Source organism: Marinobacter sp. OP 3.4, assembly GCF_036224885.1.
Classification (GTDB): domain Bacteria; phylum Pseudomonadota; class Gammaproteobacteria; order Pseudomonadales; family Oleiphilaceae; genus Marinobacter.
In genome coordinates this window covers 24,479-40,570 of the sequence record NZ_JAVVLT010000059.1, presented here as the reverse complement: position 1 = coordinate 40,570, position 16,092 = coordinate 24,479, and the positions used below count along the sequence as shown (strand labels likewise).

Annotated in this window: 13 protein-coding genes; 5 read left to right on the top strand and 8 right to left on the bottom strand. The window is 61.6% G+C overall.

What is annotated here, in order from left to right:
• Positions 1-68: 68 nt before the first annotated feature.
• A complete protein-coding gene (locus tag RO069_RS11355; protein ID WP_328187601.1) occupies positions 69-1,334 on the bottom strand; it encodes an MFS transporter in 1,266 nt (421 codons plus the stop codon).
• A gap of 166 nt (positions 1,335-1,500) precedes the next feature.
• Here RO069_RS11355 and RO069_RS11350 point away from each other — a divergent pair, with 166 nt between their 5' ends.
• The 3 genes from RO069_RS11350 (at position 1,501) to ubiT (ending at position 4,658) form a co-directional block, all read left to right on the top strand.
• Complete coding sequence (locus RO069_RS11350; protein ID WP_328187600.1) at positions 1,501-3,357, top strand: histidine kinase; 1,857 nt, start codon at positions 1,501-1,503, stop codon at positions 3,355-3,357.
• Between the two features lie 51 nt (positions 3,358-3,408).
• Positions 3,409-4,068 (top strand): two-component system response regulator NarL, encoded by a 660-nt coding sequence (gene narL / locus RO069_RS11345; RefSeq protein ID WP_328187598.1) that lies wholly within the window; start codon positions 3,409-3,411, stop codon positions 4,066-4,068.
• Positions 4,069-4,157: 89 nt separating this feature from the next.
• Positions 4,158-4,658: a ubiquinone anaerobic biosynthesis accessory factor UbiT gene (gene ubiT / locus RO069_RS11340; protein ID WP_328187596.1), complete on the top strand. Its 501-nt coding sequence runs from the start codon at positions 4,158-4,160 to the stop codon at positions 4,656-4,658.
• Positions 4,659-4,677: 19 nt separating this feature from the next.
• On the opposite strand, the gene RO069_RS11335 is transcribed toward ubiT, so the two are convergent.
• The 5 genes from RO069_RS11335 to hemN all read right to left on the bottom strand — a co-directional run bounded on the left by RO069_RS11335 (position 4,678) and on the right by hemN (position 10,518).
• On the bottom strand, positions 4,678-5,568 hold the full coding sequence (locus tag RO069_RS11335) for a U32 family peptidase (protein WP_328187594.1): 891 nt from the start codon (positions 5,566-5,568) through the stop codon (positions 4,678-4,680).
• Between the two features lie 12 nt (positions 5,569-5,580).
• Positions 5,581-6,576 (bottom strand): ubiquinone anaerobic biosynthesis protein UbiU, encoded by a 996-nt coding sequence (gene ubiU, locus RO069_RS11330; protein ID WP_328187592.1) that lies wholly within the window; start codon positions 6,574-6,576, stop codon positions 5,581-5,583.
• A 145-nt stretch (positions 6,577-6,721) separates the two neighbouring features.
• Positions 6,722-6,856, bottom strand: coding sequence for a putative transporter small subunit (locus tag RO069_RS11325; protein WP_328187591.1), 135 nt, complete (start codon positions 6,854-6,856; stop codon positions 6,722-6,724).
• Entirely contained in the window at positions 6,853-8,529 is a 1,677-nt protein-coding gene (locus tag RO069_RS11320; RefSeq protein WP_328187589.1) for a sodium:solute symporter family protein, read from the bottom strand. Before RO069_RS11320 ends, RO069_RS11325 begins: the two co-directional genes overlap by 4 nt.
• Before the next feature lie 576 nt (positions 8,530-9,105).
• Positions 9,106-10,518: an oxygen-independent coproporphyrinogen III oxidase gene (gene hemN / locus RO069_RS11315; protein WP_328187587.1), complete on the bottom strand. Its 1,413-nt coding sequence runs from the start codon at positions 10,516-10,518 to the stop codon at positions 9,106-9,108.
• 162 nt (positions 10,519-10,680) lie between these two features.
• Here hemN and RO069_RS11310 point away from each other — a divergent pair, with 162 nt between their 5' ends.
• Both RO069_RS11310 and RO069_RS11305 read left to right on the top strand, forming a co-directional pair.
• Positions 10,681-12,213: a cryptochrome/photolyase family protein gene (locus tag RO069_RS11310; protein WP_328187585.1), complete on the top strand. Its 1,533-nt coding sequence runs from the start codon at positions 10,681-10,683 to the stop codon at positions 12,211-12,213.
• Positions 12,214-12,364: 151 nt separating this feature from the next.
• Positions 12,365-13,621, top strand: a complete 1,257-nt coding sequence (locus RO069_RS11305; protein ID WP_328187583.1) for a substrate-binding periplasmic protein — start codon at positions 12,365-12,367, stop codon at positions 13,619-13,621.
• Between the two features lie 3 nt (positions 13,622-13,624).
• Here RO069_RS11305 and RO069_RS11300 read toward each other — a convergent pair whose 3' ends face one another.
• Positions 13,625-14,206, bottom strand: a complete 582-nt coding sequence (locus RO069_RS11300) for a DUF2845 domain-containing protein (RefSeq protein ID WP_328187581.1) — start codon at positions 14,204-14,206, stop codon at positions 13,625-13,627.
• 101 nt (positions 14,207-14,307) lie between these two features.
• The gene (locus RO069_RS11295) at positions 14,308-15,996 is read right to left on the bottom strand and encodes an HAD family hydrolase (RefSeq protein ID WP_328187579.1); all 1,689 of its coding nucleotides are present in this window, start codon (positions 15,994-15,996) and stop codon (positions 14,308-14,310) included.
• Positions 15,997-16,092 lie beyond the last annotated feature (96 nt).

The window sequence follows — 16,092 nt, the reverse complement described above, 5'->3', positions numbered from 1 at the left end:
AGAGAAACCCTGAAAGCTGCATGGTTACTACTACATAACCACCCCCTACCTCCCTGGGGGTAGGAGGGCTATATCCCCGGGTGGAGAAGGCGTCGCCGTTCATCCCGGCGGGCGGTGCGGGCAAACAGGAAGAGGGTGAGCGACAGCATCAGGAACAGGATCATGAAAACGGCACTGCGCACCCCCACCCAGTCGTTGGCGGCACCAAACAGCGGGGGCAACAGGAAGGCCACGGAGCAGGCACTGACCAGCAGTACGCCGGCGGCAACGGCAATGGTTTCGCGGTTGTCCACCACCACCTGCCGTTGCAGGCCCGCCATGCTGCAGCCCATGGCCACACCCAGCACGACCACCAGCGACAGCTCCACAGGCAACGGCAATACATAGTGCAGGTCCAGGGTGCCATGGATACCCTGGATCACCAGGGTCATGGGGGGATAGGACAGGAAGAACAGTGCCACCAGGCAAACCATCAATCCCCGGGTGACAATGCTCGTGGACCCATAGCGATCCGCCAGCCAGCCACCGGGAATCTGTGCCAGGGCTCCAGGGATAACGAACCACCGGGCCAGTTCAGCACCGGCTTCCACGGTGAAGTGGTGCTGGGACATCATGAAGTCCGGCAGCCATAACGCCAGGGCGAAGAAGCCGCCGGCCACCACCCCATACCAGCCGGACAACTGCCACAACCGCAGCCGGGACAGACGAACCCAGACCGGCGTCAGCGCCCCGTCGGCCATGTTTCCACCGGTCGGCTCCTGGGAGGTCAGCAATACCATCAGCGCCAGCAACAACAGCAGCATAATCAGGTACGCCAGTGGCACAACCGACCACGAGAAGCCTTCCAGTATCAGGGGAACCAGATAGTAGCTCATCCCGACCCCGGTGATTCCGGCGCCGAACACCCCCAACACCAGGCCCGTACGATGTTCCGGTGCATGGCTGGTGACAAACTGCAGGCCGGCGCTGTAATACGCACCCGCCAGACCCAGCCCGGCCCCCGCCAGCCAGACCGTGGTGAAGGGGGGAGCCGGCAGCAGGGCCATCATGCACAGCGACAATCCCGCCAGACACACCATCATCACCCGACGCGCACCAAAGACCTGCGCCGCCACGCCCCCGGGGATAGCCACCAGTGCCCCCACCGCCATGGGCAGCGACAACAGCAATCCGAACTGGACGCCGGTCAGTTCCATTTCCTGACGAATATGAATGCCGGCCACCGACAGCAGCGACCAGCAGGCCGCCACCAGGGCAAACCCGACCACGGCCAGGGGCAGGATCACCACCAGCGAATCGAGCTTGCCCTCTTCATCGTCCGTGGAGGTAGACATGGATCCGGCCTTTGCATAAAGATGAAGATCAGTTTCATCTTTGCCGCGGGACCGGTCAAAGACTATGATGGGTTATCTCCCATCGGGGTAAATGCCTTGCCTGTAAGGGGTAGATGTCCCTGATCCCGGTGATGCTCTATATCGCGCCGCACTTGAACGGATTGCCATGATATTCAGACGATCCCTGGTTAAACGGACCGCCGTCGTGGTCGGCGCCATTATCCTGACGGCGGTGGTCAGCATGGCGACAACCCTGGCCGTATCCCGCAGCATTGAGGGCAATGCCACGGCCATTAACCGTGCCGGCGCCCTGCGCATGGCGGCGTTCGAGTTGCTGGCCCACTCCGCCGGCCACGATGAGGATGCGTCGGAGCCGTTTGAGGCCCAACTGGCTGGCTACGACCGGAAACTGCACCAGGCCCCCCTGACGCAGACCCTCCCGTCCGCCGGAAACCACCCCCTGAGACAGCAATACGAGCAGATGCTGATGCGTTGGCAGCAGGCCCTGCGCCCCGCTCTTGAGGATCACGCCCTCGGAACGCCGGTCAGTGCCTCCCTGCTACAGGCCACCGAGCAGTACGTGGCGGAGGTGGACCAGTTGGTCACCATGCTGGAGCAGCGCACCGAAGCCCGCATCGACCTGCTGCACGTCATCCAGATCATCAGCCTGGTGTTCTCGATACTGATCGCCGTTGCCCTGTTCCTCGACCTGCGAAACCACGTGCTGCAACCCATGCGCAAGCTGGTCCGCATTGCCGCAGCGGTGGGCGACAAGGACTTCACCTGGAAGGCCAACCTGTCCGGGTCCGACGAGCTGTCCCGTCTGGGCCGGGCCTTCGATCAGATGACCGATGAACTGGCGCAGAGCTACGGCGCACTGGAGAGCGAGGCGGCGGCCAAGACCCGGGAACTGGAGAGGAGCCACCAGGCCCTGGAACTGCTGCACAGCGCCAGCCGGACGCTGTTCGCCACCCATGACCTGTGTAACGGCGCCGTGCCCATGCTGCAGGAGCTGGAAGTTCTTCTGGGTATAGGCCCCATCCGCCTGTACCTCCATGACAAACAGGCCAGTGAACCGGTGGAAGCCATCACCACGTCCACACCGGAGCGGCCATTCTATTGCCGGGACCACCATTGCAATGCCTGCCTGGTGACCCCGGAGGTGTATGATGAACTGCCCTCGGAGGGTAACGACGGGCGCCGGCTGCTGTTGCCAATACGTACACCGGGGCAACTCCTGGGTACCCTGGAAGTCTGGTATCCGGCGGACCGTGGACTGTCGGAAACCGCCCGCCGGCTGTTGGAAACCCTCAGCGACCAGTTGGCCACCGCCATTTTCCTGGAGAAGCAGATTACCGAGGAACAGCAACTGACCCTGGCGGAGGAACGGGCTGTTATCGCCCGCGAGCTGCATGACTCCCTGGCCCAATCCCTGTCCTACCTGAAAATGCAGGTGGCCCGCCTGCGCCGGCTGGACATCCAGGGCGAGCATGAAAGGACCCATGCCGATATCCTGGATGAACTCAGTACTGGCCTGAACAGTGCCTACCGGCAACTGCGGGAGCTGTTGACCACCTTCCGCCTCAAGCTGGATACACCGGATCTGTACACGGCGTTGCGCCAGACGGTCGACGAGTTCAGTGATCGTCTGGGACAACTTGTGGACCTGGACTACAACCTGCCAGTGAACACTCTCTCTCCCAATGAGGAGATCCATATACTGCAGATTGTCCGGGAGGCCCTGGCCAACGCGATAAAACACGCCGATGCCACCCTGGTCCGGGTGGAAGTGCACTTTGAATCACCGAGGGTTGCGGTCAGAATACTCGACAACGGTAAGGGCCTGCCCGGTGGAGAACAGCCGTTCCAGCACTACGGCCTGATTATCATCCAGGACCGGGCCCGCACACTGGGTGGCAAGGTATCGGTTGCAAACCGTGAAGACGGTGGCGTGGAGGTTTCCATGGGGTTCATCCCCAAGAGTCGCCATACCATCCTGACCCGGGAAGCCAATGCAGGCTGACAGCGGGTTGTCCGACACACACGAACCATAAAACGATTTCTGAGAGGGAACATGCCTGATACACCGGCAAGCATTCTGCTGATCGACGACCACCCCCTGCTCCGTCAGGGCATCAAGCAGCTTATCGGCATGGAAGATGACGTGCAGGTGGCGGGGGAAGCCTCCAACGGCGCCGACGGTATCAGAAAGGCCACGGAACTGGAGCCGGACCTGATCCTGCTGGACCTGAACATGCCGGAAATGAACGGCATTGAGGTACTGCGGACACTGAGGGACCAGGGCGTGGCTTCCCGTATCGTGATTTTTACCGTCTCCGACCATGAGGACGATGTGGTGGCCGCACTGCGCGCCGGTGCCGATGGCTACCTGCTCAAGGACATGGAGCCGGAGGACATGATCGGCGAGCTCAAGCAGGCCGCGGTGGGCAAGATGGTGATCAGCGACCGCCTGACCACCCTGCTGGCCCAGGCGTTGCGATCCCAGAAGCCCCAGCCGTCGGAGGGTCCCAACTTCGACAGCCTGACCCCCCGCGAGAAAGACATCCTGCGCCTGATTGCCGAGGGGCTCTCCAACAAGATGATTGGCCGTAAGCTGGATATCAGTGACGGCACGGTCAAGGTGCATGTGAAGCATTTGCTGAAGAAGCTGAACCTTCGGTCCCGTGTTGAAGTTGCCGTCTGGGCTGTTGAGGAAGGTTTGCATAAGGCTTGATGACGCCTTGTTCGATATTTGCCCGATATCAACCAACAACACGAGCGAACGCATTACCCTATGGCCAACCAAATGGCCCGGAGAAACCCATGCTGCCCGCCCTGCCCAAACTGACTATCCCGGAATCCCTGCTCCTTCAGTGCCAGCAAGTCATGCAGGAGTACGCCCCATCGCCGGTGCCGATCTTCCGCGACGCTGAACGCCGCGTTCCTTTCCTCTTCAAACAGCTGATCACCGAAACCACCCTCAACCGGATGTTTGCGGAAGCCATCTATGAGGGGGAATTCGATGACTTCGAAGGACGAACACTGAGGCTGGAAATCAACGACGGACACCCCGGCATCACCCTCGGCTTCTGGCAGGGCAGGCTGAGGATTGTGGACGGGCCTGGGGAAGCCACCATTCGCGGCAACTGGTCTGCGTTCTACCAGTTGGCCAACCGCAGGCAGGACCCGGACCAGCTTTTCTTCCAGCGGCAACTTGTGATTGAGGGAGATACTGAGCTGGGCCTCGGCATCAAGAACCTGTTGGACAGCCTGGAGTGGTCATTGCTACCGGGCGGTACCGGGAAAGGCCGCGCTCCACGGTAAACCGGACTGCCCTGCCCCGTCAGGCCAGCATGGTCATCCCGGGCCGCCCGTACCAGTAGCCGTTGCAGGGCGGTGCCTCTACCAACCGCAACGGGTCAGTCTCGGGAACCACACCCCGGCGCACCTGATCAAAGCGTTTGACCACCTCATCCATGCCCTGATGTTCCGGGCTCAGGCGTACGGTGCTTACCCCCATACGTTCCATTTCCGGCAACTCCCGCATCAGGTCATAGCGGGAGCCAGACAGAGTGGAGACGCCGTTAATGCGGAACAACTCCTGGCTTTCCCGGGAACGCAACGCCATGCCGTCCGGGTGCTCCAGGCAACGAAACTCGCAGTTGTCCTTCGGCAGGTTGTAGTGGCGGGCGGTAAAGCAACGGGAGGACCAGGCCAGGGGCAGGAAGCCCCAGGAGAACACCTCGGCGGGCAGTTCCAGCCCTTCGGCCATCAATTCCCTGATGAGCTGTTCAAGGGTGTCCTTGCCCAGCTCCACCGGCAGGTTCCAGCCCTGCAGGCCCTGCCTGGCCAGGATTTTCAGGGTGGCGGTGTTGTAGATATTCATGGACGGGCCGGTGATGAACGGAATGTTATTCCGGATGGCCACCTGCAGGGCGCTCTGGTCGTTGGCCTCCACCAGGAACTCATCCTGCTCGCAGAACCGTCGTAGTCGACGCAGGTCAGCTTCCGACTCGATCAGCGTGAGGGTGGAGAGCACCACATCCTTGCCGCAGGCTTTCAGGTCCCGGGCCAGGTCCAGCCAGTCATCCGGCTTCAGCTCGCGCCGTCGTGAACATACTGCCTCGCCCAGATAGATAGTATCCACCGGCCATTCCGCAGCCTTCGCGTAGAAATCAAACACACGTTGTCTGGACCAGAACCACAGGATGGGGCCCAGCGATAACTTCATCATGATCTCAGCACCTTATTTCCACTTGCGATGGTAGGCGCCCAGAGTGGTGAGCCCACCTTCGGACAACCCGGCGAGGGTGGATTGCCAGGCCGGGTCCACGGCGAAATCCGGCCCCCGTTCGAGGCGGTCCAGCGCCTGGCGCCAGGTGCGAGCCACGTCGGCTATGTAGGCCGGGCTGCGCTGGCGACCTTCAATCTTCACAGCGCTGATGCCCAGGGCCTTGAGTTCCGGCAACAGGTCAAGTGTATTGAGGCTTACCGGTTCCTCAATGGCATGATAGACATCCCCTTCAACCTCAAACCGGCCCTTGCACAGGGTTGGGTAACCAGTCGACTCGCCCCGGTCGTAGCGATCGATAAGCACGTCATTGAGGCGGGATTCCAGCCCGCCATCAGTGGTTTCCTCCCATCGCACGGCCTTGGCCGGCGAGCAGGCGCCCTTGCTGTTGGGGGACTCGTCAGTGAGGTAGGACGACAGATAGCACCGCCCCTCCGCCATGATGCACAGACTGCCGAAGGCAAAGACCTCCAGCTCCACCGGGCTGTGCCGGGCCACGCCCTTCACCTGATCCAGGGACAGAACCCGGGGCAGCACGGCACGGCGAATATCAAACATATCCTTGTAGAAATGCAGCGCCTCATAACTGGTTGCGGAGCCCTGGACAGACAGGTGGCGGGGCAGGTCCGGGTAACGGTTCGCGGCGTAATCGAGCAGCCCCATGTCCGCCAGGATAACGGCATCAACCCCCAGGTCGGCGGCCCTGTCAACCGCCGTCAGCCACTGGCGCCAGCCCTGGGGCTGGGGATAGGTATTGATGGCACAGAATACCCGGGCGCCTTTCGAGTGGGCATAGTCGATACCTTCGGCCGCCCGTTTATCGTTGAAATTCAGGCCGGCAAACTGGCGCGCATTGGTGCTGTCACGAAAGCCGAAATAGACGGCATCCGCCCCATTGTCGACGGCTTTCTTCAGGGCCGGCAGACTGCCGGCGGGACAGACAAGTTCCATCAGTGTCCTCCAATAGCTTTGTGCCCCACCCTACCGCCAACCCGCACCCGTCGCATTGATCATTGTCAGCAGGCAGGAGGACCGCCAGCCAGACACAAAAAAACCGGCCACAAGGCCGGTTTCTTTTACTCAATGGCGACAGGATTCAGACCAGGTCCTGATCCGAATTGCGCGCCTTGCGGATGTCACGGGCGACCGCCCGGCAGATCACCCCGAGCACGACCAGGGTGATGGCGGGCCAGACCAGGATATAAGCGCCGTAAACCAGTTCGCTTGTCATTTTGCACCCTCCGGTACCAGGCTGGAAGTATCGTCGGCGGCGGTGTCGTCATAGTCACCGACACGCTCACGGATCAGGTCAAAGTCGAACCGCTCCTTGCTGAACAGCGTCATGACTGTACACACGACCGCGCTGGTGCCATAAGCCGTCAGGGAGGCGACCAGCACCATATAGTCCCGCAGGAAGCCGGTGGCGAAAATGAGCATGGCAATCAGCGTCACCATGGCGGCCAGGAACCCGGCCATGCGACCGAAGAAACCGAACACCATCAGCCCGATAACCACGGCACCACCCACGGAAGCCAGAACCTCGAAGCCGAGTACGGTAACGCCGGTCATTTCCAGCAACTCGAAACGGGCGATACAGAACAGGGCCATGGCAACCGCAACCGACCAGGTAAAGGCCGCATTGCTGACCCGGTCCCAGTAACAGCTAACGATCACCGGGAACACGATGGCCCCCCAGAGCGCGCCCACAAACACCAACATCACCAGTATGTCGAGGGAGAAGCTGGCAAAGATCAGACCCGCTGCCGTGGCCACGATCATGGTGATACGGCCCACCAGCATCATCACTTTGGGATTGGGGTTATTACGGGCGATGTTCTTGCCGTACACATCCGCCATCATGATGGTGGACAGGGCCGACAGGTCGGAATCCGCCGTGGAGGACAGTGACCCGATCACCAGGATAAAGAACAGCCCCACGAACACCGGCGACAGGTAGGTGGACACCATCTGGGGAATCAGGTTGTTCATCTTGCCGTCAATGGGCTCCATACCCACGGACAGGGCCATGAGACCGATCATGCCCAGGCCGATCACAATGGCGCCGTAACCGATGGTGGCGGTCACGAAGGTGGACTTGATGTGTTTCTCACGGACCGCGAACAGCCGCTGGGAAATGGTCTGGTTACCGATGGCGTAGGCCAGGACCGCCACGAAGAAGGGGGCGCCCTGGTGCAGGATGGCTTCCATGGAAAAGAGGTTCGCCTGCTCGTCTGTCAGCCTGCTGAGGCCCTCCACCATGACCGATGGGCCACCAGCGGAAAACAGCACCGCCGGAATGATGATAATGGCAATGGCCATCAGCGCCACCAGTTGGGCAAAGTCCGTGAATACGGAGGCCCGGAAACCGGACGTCAGGGTATAGGCCAGCACACCGACACCGGCGACGAGCACACCCATCTCGAAGGACAGGGGCGACAGTACCGACACCAGCGCGCCTGCTGCGGTGAAGTTCACCATCAGGCTGATGACGCTGCCGAGAATATTGGAACCGGCCAGGATCAGTTGGCTGGAGGCGCCGTGGCGGGCATGGATCAGCTCACCCAGAGTGTGGCCATTGGGGGCCAACTTACGAAAGCGACGGCCGAACGGGTAGATGAACAGGATCATCAGCGCGCCCCAGAGCCCGTAATGGATGGGGCCTGATACGCCGTAGGTATAACCGGATGTGGCGGCAGCATAGAAAGACGCCGCCCAGATCCAGGTGGCGGTCATACTGGCGGCGCCCATGCCGAAACCAACGTGGTGGCCGGCGACCATGAAGCCGGAGGTGTCTTCCCTGTCCTTGCGGATCAGGAGCGTCAGCAGATAGGTGCCGCCATAGAAGGCGGCAAGGAGCAACAATACGGTGATTGTTGAAAACTGGGTGAAGCCGTTCTCGTTCAAATCACTACCTCTTTTTCAAAACGACAGGCGGCCGTCAGCGGCGCGGAACAGTGAAAGTCCGGCCACCAGGCACAGAAGTCTGGAAATTCCCGCTATAACGGGGGCTGCCTCGGGGGCAACGGGAGGGTGGGCGTTTCCGCCCCGGAGTCGAGCTAGCTAAGGAAAGCTAAGGTGAGGCAACAGCTCACAAAGATCTTTAGATGTCATGGTATTTTTTGGTCCTCTTAACCAGAAGCAAAGCAGGCACGGGGGCCGGGACTTGCGTTCAGCCTGGTGACTGACGACCGCTCTGTGGCACACCATACCGGGATTTCGGGCTAATCATCCGGGGCCCCGGATGAGGAGGTGGCAGACCTTACTCCCTAACCTGGAGGAAGTCCACTTTTTAGAGGGCGTAATATTAGTGTACGAACTCATTTCGTTTGGTATGCAGGCTCAAGCCATTAAACGGGCAGGTCTGGCTGTTTTTTTGCAGGGGGGGGATTTTCTGAACAGGAGTCAGGCGGCGGGGCGAGGGGGAGCTTTCTCCGCCGCCACCAGACTTCTCAGGCTAGGAAGTCAGAAAGTCAGGAATTATCAGATAATCCGGGAAAACCGCTGCGAAGCCCCGTCCTTGCGATACCGATCGAAAATCTGGCAAATCGCCCGGATCAGCAACCGACCCGCAGGCTGCACCTGTAGCACCCGCCCGTCATCGGCGATCAGCTCGTCCTGGATCATCGGCTTCAGGCGCTTGAGTTCGTCGGCGAAGTAGTGGTCAAAGTTCTTGCCCCACTCATTGGCGAACCGCTGACGATCCAGCCGGAACTGGCAGATCAGTTGCCCGATCACCCAGCGGCGAATCTGGTCATCCCGGGTCAGCACCACACCACGGACAGTGGCCAGCTCACCCGCATCAATCGCCGCCTCCCAGGCCGGCAGGTCATGGTTATTCTGGAAGTAGGCATCCCGGGTCTGGCCGATGGCTGAGACACCCAGGGAGACCAGGTCACAGTCCGCGTGGGTCGTGTAGCCCTGGAAGTTACGGTGCAGTCGCCCCTCGCGCTGGGCCACCGCCAGGGAATCCTCCGGCCTGGCAAAATGATCCATACCGATGTATTCGTAGCCCGCCTCCAGCAGACGGCTGATGGTGTTATGGAGGATGGTCAGCTTCTCCTGGGGCGTCGGCAGCGTCTCCGCCTGGATGCGTGTCTGGGGATAGAACCGGCCTGGCAGGTGGGCATAGCTGAACACTGACAGTCTGTCCGGCGACATCTCGATGACGGCATCCAGCGTCTCCGCAAAACTCTCCGGTGTCTGGTAAGGCAGCCCGTAGATCAGGTCCAGGTTGATGGAACGGAAGCCGATACGGCGGGCCTCGTTGAGCACCGACTCGGTCATCTCCCGGGGCTGGATGCGGTTGACCGCTTTCTGCACCCGTGGGTTCACGTCCTGCACCCCCAGACTGATGCGGTTGAAGCCCAGCTTCCACAGGGTCGGCAGGGTATCCTCGTCCACCTCCCGGGGGTCAATCTCCACACTGTAATCCCGCTCGTCGCCGGACTGCAGGTTGAACAGCTCGCCGTAGCCTGCCATCAGGTGTTCCATCGCGTCCCTCGGCAGGAAGGTTGGCGTGCCACCACCCCAGTGCAACTGCTGCACCGGTCGATCGGCGCCGAACAGCCCGGACTGCAGGGCGGCCTCCTTTAACAGACGCTCCACATAGGGCATGGCCCTGTCACGCTGTCTGGTGATCACCTTGTTACAGGCGCAGTAGTAGCAAAGGTGCGCACAGAACGGCAGGTGGGTATACAGCGAGATGGCACCGCCGCCGGCACGGCTGAGTTCCGCGGCCCTGGCCATCGTCGCCGGGCCTATGTCCGGCATGAACTCCACCGCCGTCGGGTAGGACGTATACCGGGGGCCGCTCAGGTCGTAACGACGGATCAACGCCTCGTCCCAGATGAACGAAGGCAGGGTGGACTGTGCTGTAGCGAGGGAAGCAGGCATGGCCAGGCACTCAATGTCGGGATAAACGGGAATGGCAGCGCCATTCTAGGCCGTTTGCCTTCGCCGGTTCTTGATCGACGTCAGTTTGCCCGCGCCCCTGAACCACCCTTGTGCCAATGGCGTATGTCCCACTACCTCCCTGGTAATAGGCGACACCGGATCATGGCGAACCTGATACTGATCCTTGGCGACCAGCTCAGCCACAACCTCAGTGCCCTGGAAGGAGCCACCCCCGGCGCAGACCGGATCGTGATGGCGGAAGTCCACGACGAAGCCAGCTACACCAGCCATCACAGGAAAAAGCTGGTGCTGATCTTCAGTGCCATGCGGCATTTTGCCGGGGAACTGGAGCAACGGGGCTTCGATGTCCACTACCATCGCTACGATCCCGACAGTCACGCCCATGGGCTCGAAGACGTTGTCCGGGACCAGTGCCAGCGTCATCCGCCAGCACGGCTGATCACCACCGAGTGTGGGGAGTACCGCCTGGATGAGCAGATCCGGCAATGGCACGGGCGGCTGGGCCTGCCGGTGGAAATCCGCCCCGACTCACGGTTCCTGGCCAGCAAGGACGAGTTTGCCCGCTGGGCCGAAGGTCGCAAGCAACTGCGCATGGAGTTCTTCTACCGGGAAATGCGCCGCAAGACTGGCCTGCTGATGACAGCGGAAGGCGAACCGGAGGGCGGCCACTGGAACTACGACGCCGACAACCGCCGTAAGTGGACCGGCAAGCCCCCGGCCCCCGCGCCTTTCAGGGCGGAACCCGATCACATCACCCGGGAGGTGATCGACCTGGTGGACACCCACTTTGCGGATCACTTCGGCACCACCGACGACTTCCACTTCGCCGTGACCGCCGGGGATGCCCGGGCCGCCCTGGCGCATTTCATCGAATTCGCCCTGCCCTGCTTCGGGGACTACCAGGACGCCATGTCCGACACCGAGGACTGGCTGTTCCACGCCATCCTGTCTCCCTACCTCAACTGTGGCCTGCTGGACCCGATGGACGTCTGCGAAGCCGCCGAACGGGCCTGGTACGACGGCCAGGCTCCCATCAACGCGGTGGAGGGCTTTATCCGGCAGATACTTGGCTGGCGGGAATTCGTGCGCGGCATCTACTGGTTGACCATGCCGGACTACGCCCGGGAAAACCGGCTGGGCAACGATCGGGCCCTGCCCTGGTTCTACTGGACCGGCGACACCCATATGCACTGCATGCACCGGACGATCGACAGCACCCGCCGCAATGGCTACGCCCACCACATCCAGCGGCTGATGGTCACCGGTAATTTCGCACTGCTGACCGGTGTACGCCCGGAGGAGATCTGCGACTGGTACCTGGCGGTGTACGTGGACGCCTATGACTGGGTGGAACTCCCCAACACCCTCGGCATGGTGATGCACGCGGACGGCGGCTACCTGGGATCAAAACCCTATGCCGCCAGCGGCAAGTACATCCACCGGATGTCCGATTATTGCAGCCAGTGCCGCTATCAGGTCAGTGAAACGACGGGGGAGACGGCGTGCCCTTTCAACGCCCTGTACTGGCACTTTATCGATCGGCACCGGGAACAGTTCGGTCAGAACCCAAGAATGAAAATGATGTTCAGGAACTGGCACCGACAGGATGGGCAGCGGCGACGGGAAATCCTGGAAAGGGCGGAATGGCTTCTGGATAACCTGGACGAACTATAACGTACACCAAACCGACATGATTTGGACTATGCTACAGGAGCGCTGACTCAGTCGTGACTGGAGTATGAACCCCACGGTCCGACTGTAATAGGATCATGAAACCAGCGGGAAAGGCCCGCCTGAAAATCGAGTGACTGGGATGCCACACCGCATGAAAATAAGGCTCTGGTGTTTTCTGGTTCTGTACCTTTCCGTGCTGGTCAGCCCCATGACCCACGCCCGGACCCTGAACCTGTATACCTTTCACTCACCGCCCTACCAGGTAAATCCCACCTCCCTGCAGGACCATGCAGGGCCCTTTGGCACAACCGTGGAAACCGTCCGCTGCGTGGCCGGGCGCATGGACTGGGAGACGCAGATTCGTACCGTTCCCCAGAACCGGGCCATCCATGGGCTCCAGAACCACCTGATTGATGGCTACTTCGCGGTGGACGAGTCGGACCTGCTGAACCGCTTTGCCCTGCCCACAGCGCCGGTGGCGCTGGAAAAATGGTACTTCTATTCCCTGGAGCCCATCGACGATTTCAGGGACAGCCGGATCGCCGCCATTGCCGGCAGCAACGAAGCCATCTGGCTGGAGCAGAGCCGCTACGATACCGCCATGACCGTATCCCACCCGGACCAGTTGCTGGCCCTGCTGCACCGGGATCGGGTCGATGTGGTGCTGATGGATGAGCGGGTCATGGAGCTGCAGCGACTCCACGGTCAGGACCCGGACGAACTCCACAGGCGGTTTGTACGGTTCGCTCCGTTAAGCCTCTACGTCACCGTACCCTTTGCCATGGAGCACCCCGAGTTCCTGAACGAATTCAACCGGCATATCGCCGATTGCATGACCGGCGGATTCGACCTCAGCCAGCAGGAAATGAGCCAGATCAGCAACCGGGCGAGGAGCCTGATCAATGAGCTGGCCACCGCCTATCATCTATCAAACTGGCTCGGCAGCCTCGGACCGCCGGCGGAACTGGGTGAGGTACTGGCACTGGACAAGCAATGGCGGGAACTCTCACCGGCCCGGGCTTCCGACAGAGCCGCCGAGATACTCTCTTCAAAGCTGTCCGGCAAACTGGCCCAGTGGCAATACGAGCAGGACGGCATGGTGACGGAAATCATCGTGATGGACACCATCGGCGCCGCGGCGGCCATCAGTGTCCTGACCTCCGACTACTGGCAGGGGGATGAACGCAAGTTCGAGACCATTGCCGGCAAGACCAGTGACACCCTGTACCTGGGACCGGTCCGCTTTGATCCATCCGCCCAGGCGTTCCAGGTGTTCGCCTCGATGCCCGTGGTGGATCCCACCACCAACCGTTTCGTGGGTGGCGTGGCCATCGGCCTGAATATCGAGGAGGCCCTGCGGAGTCCGTACCTGACGCCGGGAAGCACGAACGCCACTCCCGGGGAGTAGTCACTACCGGGGCTTGTCCGCTTTCTCCAGGCGCACCACCCGACCGTTCTTCAGCACCACCACCCGCCGAAACTGGTTGCGCCCGAATTCGTATAGCCACTCCTGGATCGGCACCAACCCCTGAACGGTGCCAGCCTGACGATAGGAACCAGACAGGGTAGACCACTCCACCCGGCTGGACAGGGGTTCGCCACAACGGGCCACCACCTCGAACTCACTGGTGCCCTCGTCGATGGCGGCCGGCGTACAGGGCCCGGGACTGTCCCCGGCAAAGCCATACCCCAGGGTGTCTTCCCGCTGCAGCTTGCCGTTGCGGAACTCGAAACGGCGAACAAAGTGACGGGGCCCGCGGTTGTAGTACCAGTGCTCCATCTCTTCCACCACGCCAACCCCGGGGATGGTGGCGGACGGATAGGTCGCGATGTAGTCAGGTTCGCCACAGCTCTCCTCCACTTCCACCGGCCAGTCGCCAATATCCACCAGCGACGCGCCGCAGCGTACCGAAGCGGAGGCGAACAGGGGCAGAGCCAGCATCAGCAGCCCCGCCATCACACCGCCATGCCACCAGCATCCATGACACTCCATCGTTCCGCTCCCTTTCGTGGCCATTGTTACCGAAACCATAACGCAACTGCCCTGCCCCGGTCGTTTCCGGGAGGTAAAAGTCAGGTAAACACCGCCTGTCGCTACGGAGGCCCCTCCTCACAGGCCAGCACCAGCGCCCAGAACTCGGAAAAGTCATTGACCACCACATCCGGCTTGTGGGGGTGCTTGTGGGTGCCGGGAAAAATCTTGTTCAACCAGGGCAGGTCCCATTGGGCCCCATTGAAGAACACCGAGGTCAGCCCCGCCCGCTTGGCGGAAATCACGTCGGTGGTGCTATCGCCCACGTACCACACGCTGGGGTCCGGCGGATAGTCCAGCTTCTGGATGGCCAGCAGCAACTGGTCCGGATGGGGCTTGCGCAGGGGCGTGTCGTCGCCACACACATCCACGTCGAACAGCTCGGTCCAGCCGGTGCCCTCCACGGCGGCCAGCTCATTCTCGAAGAACTCCCGGTCGCGGTTGGTGATCACGCCCACCTGGATATCCAGCTTTCGCAGCCCTTCCAGAACATCCCGTACCCGGGGCTCGAAGGCCTTTACAGTGCCGTAATGCTCCCGGTAGTGCCGGTTAAACACCTTGTGGGCCATCTGCTTGGCCTCCTGGTCGTCCCCGAACAGCACCTCAAAGATATCGGTGCGGGAGATCTTGCGGTCGGCACGGACCTTCGGGTGCAGGCGGGCGAATTCGCGGACATAGGCCACCAGGCGGGCATCCTCCGGTGTCTTGCTGTCCTCCGGTGCCAGCATGCGGTCGGTGAGCCCCAACTCGGAGAATTCCGGCAGCATGTCATCCACCGCGTGGTACATGGCATCCAGGGTATCCACCAGGGTGGCGTGCCAGTCGAACAGCACCACCGCCGGGCGGATCAGCTTCACCACCGCCGGGTGCCAGTCCGCCTCGATACGGGGTTCCGGTCGCTCCGGCGGCGGGAAGGGGCGCGGCCGGGCTTCCGCCGGAGTCATGTCGAAACACTCCGGCTGGCGTCGTTCCAGCAGCGCCAGCAGGTCCATCAGGTCCTCGAAGCTGTCCAGGATCGCCGCCGGGGCGTCCCGGTGGCTGAACCAGCTGTCGATACGCCCCGGCTCCCAGTTGGCGCCGTTGTAGAACACCCCGGACACCCCCGCCTTGTTGGCGGTGAGCATGTCCACGTAGCTGTCCCCCACGTACCAGGCCCGGTCGTCCAGGGGCAGGTCCAGCTTCTCCAGTGTCTTCAGGATCACCTGCGGATCCGGCTTGTACTCGGTGACATCATCCGCACACACGGTGGCATCGAACAGGTTGGCCCAGCGGCCCTCGTCCACGGTCAGCAGTTCCTTGTCGAGGAATTCCCGGTTGCGGTTGGTGGACACCGCCAGCTTGATGCCCATGCGCTTCATGGCGCTCAGGTACTCGTAGGCCCCGGGCTGGAAGGGTTTCACCTGGCCGAAGTATTTCCGGTAACACTCATTGTAGGCCTTGTGGGCAATAAGCTTGGCGTCCCGATCATCGCCGAAGATGGCATTGAAGATATCCGTGCGGCTGACACGACGCTCCGCCAGGATACGCGGGTGCAGGCGCCGGAAGATGCGGATGTAACGTACCAGGCGGGCATCATCCTGAGTGCGGCACCGGTCCTCGGGCAGCAGCCGCTCCACCAGCCCCAGGTCCTCCAACTGGGGCAGCATTTCCTCCATGGCACTGAACATGGCGTCGTGGGTATCCACCAGGGTGCCATGCCAGTCAAAAATCAGTACCGACGGGGGTGGCAGGCAATCGCTGAATCTCGCCATCCAGGGGGCCTCCTCTGCTCTTGCGGCGGTTTCCTGAGCCGAACCCGGGAACCGGACGTAAAGGTCTGGTGTCTTTCAGTAAAACCTAACACGGCC

What these genes read in the sequence shown, in the direction of transcription:
- RO069_RS11355 (WP_328187601.1), bottom strand. Translation starts at nt 1,334, where the DNA reads ATGTCTACCTCCACGGACGATGAAGAGGGCAAGCTCGATTCGCTGGTG.
- RO069_RS11350 (WP_328187600.1), top strand. Translation starts at nt 1,501, where the DNA reads ATGATATTCAGACGATCCCTGGTTAAACGGACCGCCGTCGTGGTCGGC.
- narL (WP_328187598.1), top strand. Translation starts at nt 3,409, where the DNA reads ATGCCTGATACACCGGCAAGCATTCTGCTGATCGACGACCACCCCCTG.
- ubiT (WP_328187596.1), top strand. Translation starts at nt 4,158, where the DNA reads ATGCTGCCCGCCCTGCCCAAACTGACTATCCCGGAATCCCTGCTCCTT.
- RO069_RS11335 (WP_328187594.1), bottom strand. Translation starts at nt 5,568, where the DNA reads ATGATGAAGTTATCGCTGGGCCCCATCCTGTGGTTCTGGTCCAGACAA.
- ubiU (WP_328187592.1), bottom strand. Translation starts at nt 6,576, where the DNA reads ATGGAACTTGTCTGTCCCGCCGGCAGTCTGCCGGCCCTGAAGAAAGCC.
- RO069_RS11325 (WP_328187591.1), bottom strand. Translation starts at nt 6,856, where the DNA reads ATGACAAGCGAACTGGTTTACGGCGCTTATATCCTGGTCTGGCCCGCC.
- hemN (WP_328187587.1), bottom strand. Translation starts at nt 10,518, where the DNA reads ATGCCTGCTTCCCTCGCTACAGCACAGTCCACCCTGCCTTCGTTCATC.
- RO069_RS11310 (WP_328187585.1), top strand. Translation starts at nt 10,681, where the DNA reads ATGGCGAACCTGATACTGATCCTTGGCGACCAGCTCAGCCACAACCTC.
- RO069_RS11305 (WP_328187583.1), top strand. Translation starts at nt 12,365, where the DNA reads ATGAAAATAAGGCTCTGGTGTTTTCTGGTTCTGTACCTTTCCGTGCTG.
- RO069_RS11300 (WP_328187581.1), bottom strand. Translation starts at nt 14,206, where the DNA reads ATGGAGTGTCATGGATGCTGGTGGCATGGCGGTGTGATGGCGGGGCTG.
- RO069_RS11295 (WP_328187579.1), bottom strand. Translation starts at nt 15,996, where the DNA reads ATGGCGAGATTCAGCGATTGCCTGCCACCCCCGTCGGTACTGATTTTT.